14 protein-coding genes are annotated in these 15,814 nt (G+C 67.0%); 5 read left to right on the plus strand and 9 right to left on the minus strand.

Translation table 11 applies throughout. The features are described from left to right. The coding region (locus N878_RS22810; RefSeq protein WP_031303837.1) for a LysR family transcriptional regulator at positions 1–228 on the minus strand (228 nt) is incomplete at its 3' end. Between the two features lie 139 nt (positions 229–367). Here N878_RS22810 and N878_RS22815 point away from each other — a divergent pair. Beyond that, positions 368–1,753: a NorM family multidrug efflux MATE transporter gene (locus N878_RS22815; RefSeq protein WP_021445822.1), complete on the plus strand. Its 1,386-nt coding sequence runs from the start codon at positions 368–370 to the stop codon at positions 1,751–1,753. A gap of 16 nt (positions 1,754–1,769) precedes the next feature. On the opposite strand, the gene N878_RS22820 is transcribed toward N878_RS22815, so the two are convergent. Both N878_RS22820 and N878_RS22825 read right to left on the minus strand, forming a co-directional pair. Next, positions 1,770–3,443: a bifunctional diguanylate cyclase/phosphodiesterase gene (locus N878_RS22820; protein WP_031303838.1), complete on the minus strand. Its 1,674-nt coding sequence runs from the start codon at positions 3,441–3,443 to the stop codon at positions 1,770–1,772. Positions 3,444–3,663: 220 nt separating this feature from the next. Continuing rightward, positions 3,664–5,325 carry a bifunctional diguanylate cyclase/phosphodiesterase gene (locus tag N878_RS22825; protein WP_021445824.1) on the minus strand — a complete coding sequence of 554 codons (1,662 nt, stop codon included), beginning with the start codon at positions 5,323–5,325 and terminating at the stop codon, positions 3,664–3,666. 177 nt (positions 5,326–5,502) lie between these two features. Here N878_RS22825 and rep point away from each other — a divergent pair, with 177 nt between their 5' ends. Both rep and N878_RS22835 read left to right on the plus strand, forming a co-directional pair. Further along, the gene (gene rep, locus N878_RS22830) at positions 5,503–7,512 is read left to right on the plus strand and encodes a DNA helicase Rep (RefSeq protein ID WP_031303841.1); all 2,010 of its coding nucleotides are present in this window, start codon (positions 5,503–5,505) and stop codon (positions 7,510–7,512) included. 117 nt (positions 7,513–7,629) lie between these two features. Further along, positions 7,630–8,202: a xanthine phosphoribosyltransferase gene (locus N878_RS22835; protein ID WP_021445826.1), complete on the plus strand. Its 573-nt coding sequence runs from the start codon at positions 7,630–7,632 to the stop codon at positions 8,200–8,202. Between the two features lie 108 nt (positions 8,203–8,310). Here the strand turns inward: N878_RS22835 and N878_RS22840 are convergent, their stop codons facing one another. From N878_RS22840 to dadA, 5 genes are all read right to left on the minus strand, one after another. Continuing rightward, positions 8,311–8,730, minus strand: coding sequence for a cytochrome c5 family protein (locus N878_RS22840; RefSeq protein ID WP_021445827.1), 420 nt, complete (start codon positions 8,728–8,730; stop codon positions 8,311–8,313). 113 nt (positions 8,731–8,843) lie between these two features. Continuing rightward, positions 8,844–9,392 carry a cupin domain-containing protein gene (locus tag N878_RS22845; protein ID WP_031303843.1) on the minus strand — a complete coding sequence of 183 codons (549 nt, stop codon included), beginning with the start codon at positions 9,390–9,392 and terminating at the stop codon, positions 8,844–8,846. Positions 9,393–9,694: 302 nt separating this feature from the next. Beyond that, entirely contained in the window at positions 9,695–10,768 is a 1,074-nt protein-coding gene (gene alr / locus N878_RS22850) for an alanine racemase (RefSeq protein ID WP_021445829.1), read from the minus strand. A 178-nt stretch (positions 10,769–10,946) separates the two neighbouring features. Further along, complete coding sequence (locus N878_RS22855) at positions 10,947–11,297, minus strand: RidA family protein (protein ID WP_011920546.1); 351 nt, start codon at positions 11,295–11,297, stop codon at positions 10,947–10,949. 38 nt (positions 11,298–11,335) lie between these two features. Further along, complete coding sequence (gene dadA / locus N878_RS22860) at positions 11,336–12,634, minus strand: D-amino acid dehydrogenase (RefSeq protein ID WP_021445830.1); 1,299 nt, start codon at positions 12,632–12,634, stop codon at positions 11,336–11,338. A 156-nt stretch (positions 12,635–12,790) separates the two neighbouring features. On the opposite strand from dadA, the gene dadR reads away from it, so the two are divergent. Further along, a complete protein-coding gene (gene dadR, locus N878_RS22865) occupies positions 12,791–13,279 on the plus strand; it encodes a transcriptional regulator DadR (protein ID WP_013713454.1) in 489 nt (162 codons plus the stop codon). A 255-nt stretch (positions 13,280–13,534) separates the two neighbouring features. Here dadR and N878_RS22870 read toward each other — a convergent pair whose 3' ends face one another. Then, entirely contained in the window at positions 13,535–13,888 is a 354-nt protein-coding gene (locus N878_RS22870) for a YkgJ family cysteine cluster protein (protein WP_021445831.1), read from the minus strand. 206 nt (positions 13,889–14,094) lie between these two features. On the opposite strand from N878_RS22870, the gene N878_RS22875 reads away from it, so the two are divergent. After that, entirely contained in the window at positions 14,095–15,408 is a 1,314-nt protein-coding gene (locus tag N878_RS22875; protein ID WP_021445832.1) for an FAD-binding oxidoreductase, read from the plus strand. Positions 15,409–15,814: the final 406 nt, after the last annotated feature.

Raw genomic sequence — 15,814 nt, forward strand, 5'->3', positions numbered from 1 at the left:
GCCGTCGCGCAGGCCGGGCAGCAGGGCGCGCGCCGGGTCGGTCAGCTGCAGGCTGCGGCCACGGCGCTCGAACAGGCGGCAGGCGAAATGTTCCTCGAGGGTACGGATATGCCGGCTCACCGCGCTCTGGGTAATGGCCAGTTCCTCGGCGGCGCGAGTAAAGGAGGCATGCCGCGCCGCCGCCTCGAAGGCGCGCAGGGCGTAGAGCGGCGGCAGACGCCGGTTCATCGCGTCAAATCATGATTTTTAATCATGCCTGGCATGGCTATTTTCCTTTTGTGGGCAACTCGCTCAACCCAGAGAATAACTATCATTGCTTATCCTCAGACAGTCTGGGGAGGCCTATCCTGCCGAAGTTTTACTCATCATGAAGAATGCCCTTGGCCACGAGCTGGGCGCGCTGCTGCGCCTGGCCGGCCCACTGATCTCCGCCCAGCTGGCCCACGCGCTGATGATCTTCACCGACACGCTGATGATGGCGATGCTCGGCCCGCAGCAACTGGCCGGCGGCGCGCTGGGCGCTACCTGCTATTTCATCTTCTCGATCTTCTGCACCGGGGTGATCGCCGCGGTGGGCAGCCTGGTCGCCATCCGCCACGGCGCCGGCGACCCGAGCGGCGTCGCCCGCCTGCTGCACAACGGCCTGTGGCTGGCCCTGCTGCTGGGCATGGTCAGCGCGCTGTGCCTCAACGGCCTGGGCCCGCTGCTGCCGCACCTGGGCCAGGCGCCTGACGCCGCGGGCCTGGCCATGGAGTTCCTGCGCCCGTTGTCGCTGGCCCTGCCCGGCTACCTGTGCTTCATGGCCTTGCGCGGTTTCACCAGTGCCATCGGCCATCCCGGCCCGGTGATGGCCATCAGCATCGTCGGCACGGCGGCCAACTTCGTCATCAACTATGCGCTGATCAAGGGCTGGTTCGGCCTGCCCAGCCTGGGCCTGGGCGGTATCGGCATGACCACCGCGCTGGTCAGCAGCGGCATGGCCCTGGCGTTGGCGCTGTATATCCTGCTCGCGCCCCACTACCGCCTGTACAAGCTGCGCAGCGGCCTGGGCCGTCCACAGCGCGCGGAGATGCGCGCCCTGCTGCGCCTGGGCCTGCCCATCGGCGGCACCTATGCCGCCGAGCAGGGCCTGTTCACCTTCGCCACCCTGTGCATGGGCGCGCTGGGCAGCGTGCAGCTGGCGGCGCACCAGATCGCCATGCAGACGGTGGCGCTGGCCTTCATCGTGCCGCAGGGGCTGTCCTACGCGGTGACCTTCCGCGTCGGCCTGCACTACGGCGCCGGGCGCCTGCCGCTGTCGCGCCTCAGCGGCCATCTGGGCATGGCCCTGGGGGCGGCGTTGATGCTGCTGTTCGCTCTGCTGTTCTGGCTGCTGCCGGAATGGATCATCGGCCTGTTCCTCGACCGCGACGATCCGGCCTTCGCCGAGATCGTCACCCTGGCGGTGAGCCTGCTGGCGATTGCCGCCTGGTTCGAGCTGTTCGATGGTCTGCAGAGCATCGCCATGGGCGCGATCCGCGGGTTGAACGACGGCCGCACCACCTTGTTGATCGGCCTGAGTGGCTACTGGTGCGTCGGGGCGCCACTGGCCTGGCTGCTGGCCTTCGTGCTCGGCTGGGGCGCCGTCGGCGTCTGGTGGGGGCTGGCGGCCGGCCTGGCGGTGACGGCGAGCGGCCTGGTGCTGGGCTTTCAGTGGAAGACGGCACGCTTGCAGCAGGCGGACCGGGTACCAGGCAAAGCCTGCCTGTCGTGATGGCGCAGCCTGCGCGTTAGGAAGGCGTTACCGACAACAGCGGCTGGCGCTGACCGAACACCAGAAAGCGCGCCAGCTCGGCCAGCGGCACGGCCCTGCTGATCAGGTAGCCCTGCACCTGGTCGCAGCCGAACTGGCGCAGCATGTCCAGCTGTTCGATGTTCTCCACCCCTTCGGCGACCACCTCGAGGTTGAGGTTGTGCGCCAGGTTGATCATTGCCCGCACCAGCTGGCGATTCTCGGCGCGCTCGCCCATGCCGCCGACGAAGCTCTTGTCGATCTTCAGCAGGGTGATCGGCAGGTTGTTGAGGTGAACGAAGGAGGAGAAGCCGGTACCGAAGTCGTCCAGCGAGAAGCGCACGCCGAGCCGCCCCAGGGCCAGCATGGTCTGCTGCACCTGGTCGCTACGGCGCATCACCGCGGTCTCGGTCAGCTCGAACTCCAGCCACTGCGCGTCCACCCCGCGCTCCTCGATCAGCCGGCTGAGGGTCGGCAGCAGCTGACTGTCCTGGAACTGGCGGAACGACAGGTTGATCGCCATGTGCAGCGCCGGCAGGCCGCGCCCGCGCAGCCACTGCATGTCGCGCAGGGCGCGGGAGATCACCCAGTAGCCGAGCGGCACGATCAGCCCGGTTTCCTCGGCCAGCGGCACGAACTCGTTGGGCGCCAGCAGGCCGCGCTCGCCGTGCTGCCAGCGCACCAGCGCCTCCAGGCCGACGATGCGCCCGCTCTGCAGGCACAGCCGCGGCTGGTAGTGCAGCTCCAGCTCGTCGCGGCGCAGGGCGCGGCGCAGCTCGCCTTCCAGATCGGCCTGGCTGCGCGCGCTGCGGTTGATGCGCTCGTCGTAGACGTGGAACACGCAGCCCTGCTGACTCTTGGCCTGCTGCATGGCGATGTGCGCGTGCCACAGCAGCGGGTCGGCGCCCTCTCCGGCGCGGGCATGGGCCAGGCCCAGGCTGCAGCCGATCAGCAGGCTCTCGCCGTCGACCCAGTAGGGTTCGGCCAGCACCTCGGTGATGCGCTCGGCCAGGCGCTCGGCGCGCTGCGGGTCGCGGCGGGTGTCGAGGAGCAGGGCGAACTCGTCGCTGCCCAGGCGCGCGAGCTGGTCGCAGGGCTGCAGCAGGCTCTTCAGGCGCGCCACCACCTGCAGGATCAGGCGATCGCCGGCCTGGTAACCGAGGGCGTCGTTGGCGTGGCGGAAGTTGTCCAGGTCGAGATGGCCGAGCACCAGGCCGCGCCCACCGCACTCGGCCAGGCGCGCGGCGAGCAGGGTCTGGAAGCCCTGGCGGTTGGCGATGCCGGTCAGCGGGTCCTGCTCGGCCAGGCGCTGCAGGGTCTGCTTGAGGTTGCCCTGCTCGCGCACGTAACGCAGGCAGCGGCGCAGCACGTCGACACTGAAGGCGCCGGCCACCAGCCAGTCGCAGACCCCGACGGGCTCCTCGGCCGGCTCGGCCTCCAGCAGCAGCACGAGCGGCACGCTGCAACTGTCGGCGGGCGGTCGGCAGTCGGGGGTGCAGAACACCAGGCCCTGGCCGCCGTCCTCGAACAGGTTGCTGGCCGCCGCCCAGGACGGCGCGGTGATCAGCCCCGGGACGGTGCCCAGGGCGTCGATGGCCCGGCGCAGACGCGCCGACCACTCACCTGAGGCGGTCAGCAGTAACAGTCGCATGGGCTCGACGGAATCGGACACTGGGCTTCCCCGGACAGTGGCGTGCCGCCGGCGGCGGTCACTGCCGCGCCAGATCCCGGCGCTGATTGTCTCGACGCATCCCGCGCCGATGTGCGGTCAAGACACCGACACTGTGCCGACAAGCTAACCAAGTACGCGCCCGCTCACCAGCGCCTCACGCGGAACTGTGAGTGAGTTCAGATTCTGGCGCTGGAGTGCGCGCTAGAGCCCGTGCTGGGGCTCAGGCGGAAATCGACTGGGGACGGCTGGCGCGGGCGATGCGACCGAGCAGGAACTGCCGCAGCTCGGCCAGCGGCAGCGCCTTGCTGATCAGGTAGCCCTGGCCCTGGTCGCAGCCGAACTGGCGCAACAGCTCCAGTTCGGCCTCGGTCTCCACGCCCTCGGCGACCACTTCCAGGCCCAGGTTGCGCGCCAGGTTGATCATGGCGTTGACCAGCCGGCACTGCTCGCCGCGTACGGCCATGCCGGAAACGAAGCTCTTGTCCAGCTTGAGCAGGGTGATCGGCAGGCTGGCCAGGTGGACGAAGGAGGAGAAGCCGGTGCCGAAGTCGTCGAGGGAGAAACGCACGCCAAGCTCGCCCAGCGTGCGCATGGTGTCCAGCACGTAGTCGCTGCGGCGCATCACCGCGGTCTCGGTCAGCTCGAACTCGAGCCAGCCGCCATCCACCCCGCAGCGCTCGATCAGGCGCTGCACCGTGGGCAGCAGCTGGCTGTCCTGGAACTGGCTGAACGACAGGTTGACCGCCATGTGCACCGGCAGGCGCTCCTGCATCAGCCACTCCAGATCGCGCAGGGCCCGCGCCACCACCCAGTAGCCGAGCGGGATGATCAGGCCGCTCTGCTCCGCCAGGGGAATGAAGTGCTGCGGGTAGAGCAGGCCGCGACTCGGGTGGCGCCAGCGCACCAGCGCCTCGAGGCCGACGATGGCGCCGCTGGCCAGGTTCATCCGCGGCTGATAATGCAGCTCCAGCTCGTCGCGGCGCAGCGCCTGGCGCAACTCCGCCTCGAGGTCGGCGATATTGCGCGCGTCGCTCGAGGTGCGTTCGTCGTACAGGTGGTAGGTGCAGCCCTCGCGCCCCTTGGCCTGCTGCATGGCCATGTGCGCGTGCCACAGCAGCGGGTCGGCGTCCTCGCCGGCACGGCAGTAGGCCAGGCCCAGGCTGCAGCCCAGGGTCAGGCTCTCGCCGTTGATCCAGTAGGGCTCGGCCAGCGACTCCATCAGCGCCTGGGCCATGGGTTCGACGCGCTTGGCCGAGCGGCTGACGTCCAGCAGCAGGGCGAATTCGTCGCTGCCCACCCGCGCCAGGCCGTCACCGGGCTCGAGCAGCAACTTGATGCGCTCGGTGACCTGCTGGATCAGCTGGTCGCCGGCCTGGTGACCGAGGCTATCGTTGGCATGGCTGAAGTTGTCCAGATCCAGATAGCCGAGCAACAGGCCGCGGCCACGGTTGTACTGCAGACGTTTGCGTAGCAGGCTCTGGAAACCCTGGCGATTGGCGATGCCGGTGAGCGGATCGCGCTCGGCCAGGGTTTGCAGAGCCTGACGCTGTCGGCTGTACTCCAGACAGCGGCGCAGCACCTCGCCGGTCAGGCTATCGCGGGCCAGCCAGTCCTGGGCGTCACGCGGCGCCTCGAGCGGCGGGCGGTCGAGCAGCAGGATGGGGGGGAGCGGGCAATGCTCGGCGGCGGGCTGGCACTGCGGCGTGCAGAACAGCAGATCCGGCAGGTGCTGGCGGTACAGGCGCTCGGCGTCGTGCCAACTGCTGGCGGCGAACAACCAGACCGGCTCGGGCAACTCGCCCAGCAAGGCATCGAGCAGAGCGACCCAATGGTCGTCCGTCGTCAGCACCAGCAGCCGCCTGAACTCGCTTTGGCAGGACACGATACCTCCGCAGCACGCTTTTAATAAACCACTTTAACTTATAGCCGCATTTCGCTAATTAGGCGCAAGAATCTACTCACCTATTTGCAACGCTGCAAGGCCGCTCGGCGGCGCCGCGGTCAAGCCGGGTGCATCCTGCTAGAATCGCCGGCCATTCATCCGCTGCCCCGTACCCCCATGTCCCGACTGAACCCCCGGCAACAAGAGGCCGTGAACTACGTCGGCGGCCCGCTTCTGGTGCTCGCCGGTGCCGGTTCCGGCAAGACCAGCGTGATCACGCGCAAGATCGCCCACCTGGTGCAGAACTGCGGCATCCAGGCCCGTCATATCGTCGCCATGACCTTCACCAACAAGGCCGCGCGCGAGATGAAGGAGCGCGTCGGCAGCCTGCTCAAGGGCGCCGAGGCGCGCGGCCTGACCGTGTCCACCTTCCACAACCTGGGCATGAACATCATCCGCAAGGAGTACGCGCGCCTGGGCTACAAGCCCGGCTTCTCGATCTTCGACGACGGCGACATCAAGGCGCTGCTGTCGGACATCATGCAGAAGGAGTACGCCGGCGACGACGGCGCCGACGAGGTGAAGAACCTCATCGACAGCTGGAAGAACGACCTGATCCTGCCCGACGAAGCCCTGGCCAAGGCGCGCGGGCCCAAGGAGCAGACCGCCGCCATCGTCTACCTGCACTACCAGCGCACGCTCAAGGCGTACAACGCGGTGGACTTCAACGACCTGATCCTGCTGCCGGTCAAGCTCTTTCAGGAGCACGCCGACATCCTGGAAAAATGGCAGAACCGCATCCGCTATCTGCTGGTCGACGAATACCAGGACACCAACACCAGCCAGTACCTGCTGGTCAAGCTGCTGGTGGGCATGCGCAACCAGTTCACCGTGGTCGGCGACGACGACCAGTCGATCTACGCCTGGCGCGGCGCGCGCCCGGAAAACCTGATGCTGCTCAAAGAGGACTACCCCTCGCTGAAGGTGGTGATGCTGGAGCAGAACTACCGCTCCACCAGCCGCATCCTCAAATGCGCCAACGTGCTGATTGCCAACAACCCGCACGTGTTCGAGAAGCAGCTGTGGTCGGAGATGGGCGTGGGCGACGAGATCCGCGTGATCCGCACGCGCAACGAGGACGCCGAGTGCGAGCGCGTGGCGCTGGAGATCCTCACCGAGCACCTGCGCACCCAGCGCCCCTACAGCGACTTCGCCATCCTCTACCGCGGCAACTACCAGGCCAAGCTGATGGAGCTCAAGCTGCAGCACCACCAGATTCCCTATCGCCTGTCCGGCGGCACCAGCTTCTTCGCCCGCCAGGAGGTGAAGGACCTGATGAGCTACTTCCGCCTGCTGGTCAACCCGGACGACGACAACGCCTTCCTGCGGGTGATCAACGTGCCGCGCCGCGAGATCGGCTCGACCACCCTGGAAAAGCTCGGCAACTACGCCAGCCAGCGCGGCATCAGCATGTACGCCGCCGCCGACGAGATCGGCCTGGGCGAACAGCTCGACAGCCGCTACACCGAGCGCCTGGCACGCTTCAAGCGCTGGATGGACGGTGTGCGCCAGCAGTGCGCGCAGAACGACCCGATCGCCGCGATCCGCAGCATGGTGATGGACATCGACTACGAGAACTGGCTGCGGCAGAACGCCTCCAGCGACAAGGTGGCCGACGCGCGCATGGGCAACGTCTGGTTTCTCGTCGATGCGCTGAAGAACACCCTGGAGCGCGACGAAGACGGCGACATGACCATCGAGGACGCCATCGGCAAGCTGGTGCTGCGCGACATGCTCGAGCGCCAGCAGGAAGAGGAGGAAGGCGCCGAGGGCGTGCAGATGATGACCATGCACGCCTCCAAGGGCCTGGAATTCCCCTCGGTGTACATCATCGGCTTCGAGGAGGAGATCCTCCCGCACCGCTCCAGCATCGAGGCCGACACCATCGAGGAGGAGCGGCGCCTGGCCTACGTCGGCATCACCCGCGCCAAGCGCAACCTGGCGCTGACCTTCGCCGCCAAGCGCAAGCAGTACGGCGAGGTGATCGACTGCTCGCCGAGTCGTTTCCTCGACGAACTGCCGCCCGAGGATCTGGTCTGGGAAGGCCAGGAGGAGGCGCCGGTGGAGGTCAAGACCGCGCGCGGCAACGACGCGCTAGCCAATATGCGCGCGCTGCTTAGAAAATGACCGGCGCGCGGCGACGGCCCGCAAGGTCATCAAATAGAGTTACTTCGTAGCTCGGATGCAATCCGGGGAAACCGTCCCGGATTGCATCCGGGCTACGTTCAGCATGAGGACAACCGCGTGGAAGCGCTAAAACAGAAGATTCGCGAAGAAGGCATCGTACTGTCCGAGCAGGTGCTCAAGGTCGACGCCTTTCTCAACCACCAGATCGACCCGGCGCTGATGCAGCAGATCGGCCACGAGTTCGCCCAGCGCTTCGCCGGCCAGGGCATCAGCAAGATCGTCACCATCGAGGCCTCCGGCATCGCCCCGGCGATCATGGCCGGCCTGGAGCTGGGCATTCCGGTGATCTTCGCGCGCAAGTTCCAGTCGCTGACGCTCAAGGACGACCTGCTGATCTCCAAGGTGTTCTCCTTCACCAAGCAGACCGAGAGCACCATCGCCATCTCCTCGCGCCACCTGACCGCCGCCGACACCGTGCTGGTGATCGACGACTTCCTCGCCAACGGCCACGCCGCCAAGGCGCTGATCGACCTGATCCAGCAGGCCGGCGCACGGATCGCCGGCATCGGCATCGTCATCGAGAAGTCGTTCCAGGAAGGCCGCACGCTGCTGGAGAGCGAGGGCTACCGGGTCGAGTCGCTGGCGCGCGTCGCCGCCCTGGAAAACGGCCAGGTACGCTTTCTCGACTAAACCATTGGGGTGCGCACCCGGCAACCGATCGCCAGCGGTGCGCACGGCCTAGCCTGCGGACATAAAAAAACCGCCTGCAAGAGGCGGTTTTTTATCGAGCGCCGGGTCTTACAGACCGGACATCTTCTTGATCGCGTCGCGCAGCTCGTCGTCGGAGCAGTCGGCGCAGGTGCCTTTCGGCGGCATGGCGTTGATGCCGGAGATGGCCTTGGCCAGGATGCCGTCGAGGCCGCCCTGGTGGTCGGCGCGCTCTTTCCAGGCGGCGGTGTCGCCGATCTTCGGCGCGCCCAGCACGCCGGCGCCATGGCAGGCGTTGCAATGCTTGGCGATGATGTCGTCGGTGCTGCGCGCGCCGCCGGCGGCCACGGCAACGGCGCCGACGCCCTTGCATTCTTCGCCCATGATGCACACTTCGCCGACCGGCTTGAGGCGTTCGGCGATGGCTTCATCGGTCGTGGCCTGAGCAGTCACTGCCCACAGGGCCAAGACGGCAGCCGGTGCCACCAGCATTTTCTTCATCAGATTCACGGTACACCCTCTTCGTGGCTAGTCACGCCCGCGGCCACGGTTTCGCGAGCGGGCGACAGTATAACGGCAAGCCGCCCGGGCCGAAACAACCCAGATTGTCGCAGGGTTATTGATCAGAAATTCGCCGGTGTGGTGGCGCTGATCAGCCGCGCCGGCGCGTCGAAGGGGTTGCGGAAGCGGTGCGGCTTGCTGCTCTCGAAGTAGTAGCTGTCGCCCGGCTCGAGGATGAACACCTCGCTGCCCACGGTCAGTTCCAGCTTGCCTTCCACCAGCATGCCGGCCTCCTCGCCCTCGTGGGCGTACATCTCGTCGCCGGTGTCGGCGCCGACCGGGTAGGTCTCGTCGAGGAAGGCGATGGCACGGCTCGGATGGGCCTTGCCGATCAGCTTCATGGTGATGGCGCCGCTGCAGATATCGGTCAGTTCGGAGGCCCGGTAGACCACCTGGGCCTGGTTCTCCTGCTCCAGGTCGAGGGAGAAGAACTCCACCAGCGACATGGGGATGCCGCCGAGCACCTTCTTCAGCGAGCTGATCGAAGGGCTCACGCTGTTCTTCTCGATCATCGAGATGGTGCTGTTGGTGACCCCCGCACGCTTGGCGAGTTCACGTTGGGAAAGGCCTTTGAGCTTACGAATCGATTGCAGTCGAACGCCGACGTCCAATGCTGGTGTCCCCCCTGGGGCAGATGCGGAAAAAGTGTCCGTATCATGGCACAGCGTTCGGAATTTACAACACTGGCGTTCGCGCTCGCCTACACCGCCCCCGTTAGAGCCTATGCAAAGGCTCGCGAGCTAGAGCCATGCAAGGCAAAAACAGGCGAGGAAGCGGAGTTTACGAGTTGTAAATGAGCATTACTCGTTGCACTCGCCCTTCGGGCCGCGCTGAAGCGCGTTAGCCGCAAGCGGCTTGCCGAGCCTGTTTTTAACGCAGCAGGGCCGACGCGCAGCAGCCTTTGAACAGGCTCTCAGCCGCCGAGATAAAGCAGCGGCGCCCGACGCAGGTTGCAGAACAGCTGGTAGGGAATGCTGCCGGCGGCCAGGGCCACGTCGCTGGCCAGCACTTGCTTGCCCCACAGCTCCACGCGGCTGCCGAGGCCGGCTTGCGGCAGGTCGGTGAGATCGACGGTGAGCATGTCCATCGACACCCGGCCGATCAGCCGGGTCAGCTGGCCGTCCACCGCTACCGGCGTGCCGGTCGGCGCGTGGCGCGGATAGCCGTCGGCATAGCCCATGGCGACCACGCCGACGCGGGTCGGTCGCTCGCTGACAAAGCGCGCGCCGTAGCCCACCGGCTCGCCGGCCGGCAGTTCGCGCAGGCTGATGACCTTCGACTCCAGGGTCATCACCGGCTTGAGCCGCGCCGCCTGCTCCTGGGCCTGTTCGAAGGGGGTGGCGCCGTACAGCATGATGCCGGGACGCACCCAGTCGCTTGGCACCTGTGGCCAGCCGAGCACGGCCGGCGAGTTGCGCAGGCTGACCTCGGCGGCCAGGCCCTCACGGGCCTGCTGGAACATTGCCAGCTGTTCGGCGGTGCGCGGGCAGTCGGGCTCGTCGGCGCGGGCGAAGTGGCTCATCAGCACGATCTTGCTCACCTTGCCGCTGGCCAGCAGCCGGCGGTAGGCGCCCTGGTAGTCGGCCGGGTGCAGGCCGACGCGGTGCATGCCCGAGTCCAGCTTGAGCCAGACATTCAATGGCGTGCCCAGACTCGCCTGCTCGATGGCCTCGACCTGCCACAGCGCGTGGACCACGCACCACAGCTGGTGCTGCTCGATCAGCGCCAGCTCGGCCGCCTCGAAGAAGCCTTCCAGCAGCAGGATCGGCGCGCGGATGCCGGCCTCGCGCAGGGCCAGCGCCTCCTCGATGCAGGCCACGGCGAAGCCGTCGGCCTCGCGCTCCAGGGCCTGGGCGCAGCGCACCGCGCCGTGCCCGTAGGCATCGGCCTTGACCACGGCGAGGGCGCGGGCGCCGCTCAGTTCGCGGGCCAGTTGGTAATTGTGACGCAGGGCGTCGAGGTCGATCAGGGCACGGGCGGGACGCATGGTTCGCGGTCTCTCGATGCTTCGCCGAGGCGAGGTGTATGGCGCAACCCGGATGCCATCCGGGCTACGCGCTACCAGTCAAAAAAAGCCCGGCGGGACAGCCGGGCGAAAAGCCAACACAAAAAATTCCGGGAGAAATTTATGACGTCGCGCCACGACGGTCCGGAGGGTGGCCGCCTTAGAGGGCCGCCACCACCATCATCTCCACCAGCACCTCGGGCTTGTACATCTTCGCCTCGACGCAGGCGCGCGCCGGCGCGGCACCCTCGGCGACCCAGGCGTCGTACTCGGCGTTGAGGCCGTCGTAGTGGGCGTCCATGTCCTTGAGGTAGATGGTCACGGAGAGAATCTTGCTCTTGTCGCTGCCGGCCTCGGCCAGCATGCGGTCGATATTGGCCAGGGTCTCGCGGGTCTGCTGGCGGATGTCGCCGCTGTAATCGTCGGCCAGCTGGCCGGCGAGGTAGACGGTGCCGTTGTGGATCACCACTTCGCTGTAGCGTTTTTCCACATGCAGGCGCTGGATCGACATAGGGGTAAAGCTCCTTGGATTACGGGACGCGCAGCCTATCAGGTGCGCAGCGGCTGCGGCGCAGCCTCGAGCTCGCGGGTCTTGCCCGAGTAACGCGAGATATCCAGGCCTTCGGCGCTGATCTGCGGGCGCTTGTTGCCGATCAGATCCGCCAGCAGGCGACCGGAGCCGCAGGCCATGGTCCAGCCCAGGGTGCCGTGGCCGGTATTGAGGAACAGGTTGCGGTAGGCGCTGGCGCCGACGATCGGCGTGCCGTCCGGGGTGGCCGGGCGCAGACCGGTCCAGAACTCGGCCTGCTTGAGGTCGCCGCCCTCGGGATAGAGGTCGGCAGTGATCATTTCCAGGGTGGCGCGACGCTTGGGGTTGAGGCTCAGGTCGAACCCGGCGATCTCGGCCATGCCGCCGACGCGGATGCGGCCGTCGAAACGGGTGATCGCCACCTTGTAGGTCTCGTCGAGGATGGTCGAGGTCGGCGCCATCTCGGCGTTGGTGATCGGCACGGTCAGCGAGTAGCCCTTGAGCGGGTAGACCGGCGCGCGCACGCCCAGCGGCTTGAGCAGCTGCGGGCTGTAGCTGCCCAGCGCCAGGACATAACGGTCGGCGGTTTCCAGCTTGCCGTCGATCCACACGCCGTTGATGCGGTCGCCCACGGCATCCAGGCGCTGGATGTTCTGCCCGAAGCGGAATTCCACCCCCAGCTTGATGCACATCTCGGCCAGCTTGGTGGTGAACATCTGGCAGTCGCCGGTCTGGTCGTTGGGCAGGCGCAGGGCGCCGGCCAGCTTGTGCTTGACCCCGGCCAGGGCCGGTTCGACGCGGGCGATGGCGTCGCGGTCGAGCAGCTCGAAGGGCACGCCGGAGGCTTCCAGCACGGCGATGTCCTTGGCCGCGGCATCGACCTGGGCCTGGGTGCGGAACAGCTGGGTGGTGCCGAGCTGGCGACCTTCGTAGGCGATGCCGGTCTCGGCGCGCAGCTCGTCGAGGCAGTCGCGGCTGTACTCGGACAGGCGCACCATGCGCTCCTTGTTCACCGCATAGCGGCTGGCGGTGCAGTTGCGCAGCATCTGCGCCATCCACAGGTACTGGTCGATATCGCCGGTGGCCTTGATCGCCAGCGGGGCGTGCTTCTGCAGCAGCCACTTGATGGCCTTGAGCGGGATGCCCGGGGCGGCCCAGGGCGAGGCGTAGCCGGGGGAGACCTGGCCGGCGTTGGCGAAGCTGGTTTCCAGGGCCGGGCCGTTCTGGCGGTCGACCACCACCACCTCGAAGCCCTGACGGGCCAGGTAGTACGCACTGGCGGTACCGATCACACCACTGCCGAGAACCAGAACACGCATGCTTTTCTCCCCGCCGCGCCAGGGCACGGACGTCCAAGACCAGAGTTGTCGTTGGGGCGCAGTATAGGGAGAGCCGTGCAGTGCTTTTCACCATATACACAGCTATATTTGGCGAGAATTCTTGGCAAAAATCGCTTTTACAGAGGCGGATTCCCCATGAGAACCCAGCATCAGAGTCGTCGCGAACTGGACAAGATCGACCGCAACATCCTCCGCATCCTGCAGGAGGACGGGCGCATCAGCTTCACCGAACTGGGCGAGCGGGTGGGCCTGTCCACCACGCCCTGCACCGAGCGCGTACGCCGCCTGGAGCGCGAGGGGATCATCATGGGCTACCACGCCCGGCTCAATCCGCAACACCTCAAGGCCAACCTGCTGGTGTTCGTCGAGATCAGCCTGGACTACAAGTCCGGCGACACCTTCGAGGAATTCCGCCGCGCCGTGCTCAAGCTGCCGCACGTGCTCGAATGCCACCTGGTGTCCGGCGACTTCGATTACCTGGTCAAGGCGCGGATCAACGAGATGGCCAGCTACCGCAAGCTGCTCGGCGACATCCTGCTCAAGCTGCCGCACGTGCGCGAGTCGAAGAGCTATATCGTCATGGAAGAGGTGAAGGAGTCGCTGGCGCTGCCTGTGCCGGAATAAGGCGGCGACAAGCTGCAAGCGACAAGCCCCAAGTTGAAAAACAAGCTGGATGGAAAACCGCGAAGCGTTTTCCACCATGGTCGTGCAACACGTTAGAGCCCCTATTGGTGGATAAGCTTCGCGTTATCCACCCTACTAGCTGGTGCAAAGGCCCCGTAGGGTGGGCTTTAGCCCACCAACGACGGTCAGCGTGGGCTAAAGCCCACCCTACAAGAGCCTCTGGCGGGTCGTGGCGATCAGGTGGTGCACCTGGCTCTACACCAGCCGCTGGCGAGTGGTGGCGATCAGCCGGTGCACCTGGCGCTCCACCGCGGGCTCGATCGGCTGCTCGGGGCCGCGACCGTGTGGGCAGGGCAGGTTCGGCGTGGTGCCGAACAACCGGCAGATCAGCGGGCGTTGCTCGTAGACCTGGCAGCCCTGCGGGCCCAGATGCACGCAGTTGTAGGCGGCCAGCGCCGCGTCGTGTTCGGCCTCGCTCTTCACCGGCAACCGCGCCAGTTCCTCCGAGGAGGCGGTGACCGGCCCGCAGCAGTCGTGGCAGCCGGGCACGCAGGCGAAGCGCGGGATCTGCCGGCGCAGGTGGTCGATCTTGCGGTCGGTGCAGCTCATGCTCGGGCGTCCGGAAAACGATGCCGGCAGTGTACTGCGCCGCGCGGGCCGGTGCTGCAGGAGCGACTGCAGCCGCGAATCGGCGCGTGATGGCCGCGGCTAAGGCCGCTCCTGCATTGATTTTTCCGGCGGCCCCCTTGGCGCCATGCAGATTCCGCGCTTATGCTGCGTTGAATTTTCCACACACAAAAATCAGGATTTCACACATGAACGCCCGCGTTCACCAGCCGGTTCACGGCCCCCAGCACGCCGCCTCCTACTACGCCGCCAGCGTCAATCGCCAGCTCGCCTACCCGCCTCTGGGCGGCGAGCTGCAGGTGGACGTGTGCATAGTCGGCGGCGGCTATTCCGGCCTGAACACCGCCATCGAGCTGGCGCGCAAGGGCCTGACGGTGGCGCTGCTGGAGGCGCGCAAGATCGGCTGGGGCGCCAGCGGGCGCAACGGCGGCCAGCTGATCCGCGGCGTCGGCCACGGCGTCGAGCAGTTCGCGAACGTGATCGGCCAGGATGGGGTGCGTGAGCTCAAGCTGATGGGCCTGGAGGCGGTGGAGCTGGTGCGCCGGCGCGTCGAAGAGTTCCAGATCGACTGCGACCTGACCTGGGGCTACTGCGACCTGGCCAACAAGCCCGAGCACCTGGCTGGTTTCGCCGAGGACAAGGCCGAGCTGGCGAGCCTCGGCTACCGCCACCAGCTGCGCCTGCTGCAGCCGGAGCAGATGCACGAGGTGGTCGGCTCCGACAACTATGTCGGCGGCATGATCGACATGGGCTCGGGTCACCTGCACCCGCTCAACCTGGCCCTGGGCGAAGCGGCGGCGGCCGCGAGCCTGGGCGTGCAGCTGTTCGAGGACTCGCCGGTGACGCGCATCGACTACGGCCGCGAGCTGCGCGTGCACACCGCCCGCGGCCAGGTGCGCGCCAAGTACCTGGTGCTGGCCTGCAACGCCTATATCAACGGCCTGGAACCGACCCTGAGCGGCAAGGTGCTGCCGGCCGGCAGCTACGTGATCGCCACCGAGCCGCTGTCCGAGGCCCAGGCGCGTTCGATCATTCCGCAGAACATGGCCCTGTGCGACCAGCGCGTGGCGCTGGACTACTACCGCCTCTCGGCCGACCGGCGCCTGCTGTTCGGCGGTGCCTGCCACTATTCCGGGCGCGATCCGGCGGACATCGCCGCCTATATGCGGCCGAAGATGCTCAAGGTCTTCCCGCAGCTGGCCGGCGTGCGCATCGACTACCAGTGGGGCGGCATGATCGGCATCGGCGCCAACCGCCTGCCGCAGATCGGCCGGCTCAAGGATCAGGCCAACGTGTTCCACGCCCAGGCCTACGCCGGCCACGGGGTCAACGCCACCCACCTGGCCGGCAAGCTGCTCGCCGAGGCCATCGCCGGCCAGGAGAGCCGCGGCTTCGAGCTGTTCGCCAAGGTGCCGCACATGACTTTCCCCGGCGGCAAGTACCTGCGCTCGCCGCTGCTGGCCCTCGGCATGGCCTGGCATCGGTTGAAGGAATTGCTGTAGGTCGGCGCCTGGCGCGGATGCCATCCGGGACGGCCGAGGATGTCCCCGGATTGCAGCCGGGCTACAGGGCGCGCGCTGGAAGCGCCGGCTGGCCTGCGTAGGATGCGCCGGGCGGCGATCCGCTTTAGCCCAGGCGAACCACCGCTGGTGGGCTAAAGCCCACCCTACGGCCTCTGCCCACCAACACTTAACGCAGACATAGCCTCAGGGAGGGGACCAACGAGTTTTGTGCTCATTGCCCACCCTCTGCCCCATCCCCTCTCCCGTAAACGGGAGAGGGGGTGACGAGGCCGATTCCTCTGTGCACGACATTAGGCCCGGCTCGCCCCCTAGGCCGCCAGCTCGGCGGCGCGCTGGCTGTAGCGCCGGGCCACGCCGTTGTGCGGCTTGGCCTGCAGGCGTTCGG

The sequence above is a fragment of the Pseudomonas sp. EGD-AK9 genome (assembly GCF_000465935.2).
In the GTDB taxonomy this organism is placed as follows: domain Bacteria; phylum Pseudomonadota; class Gammaproteobacteria; order Pseudomonadales; family Pseudomonadaceae; genus Aquipseudomonas.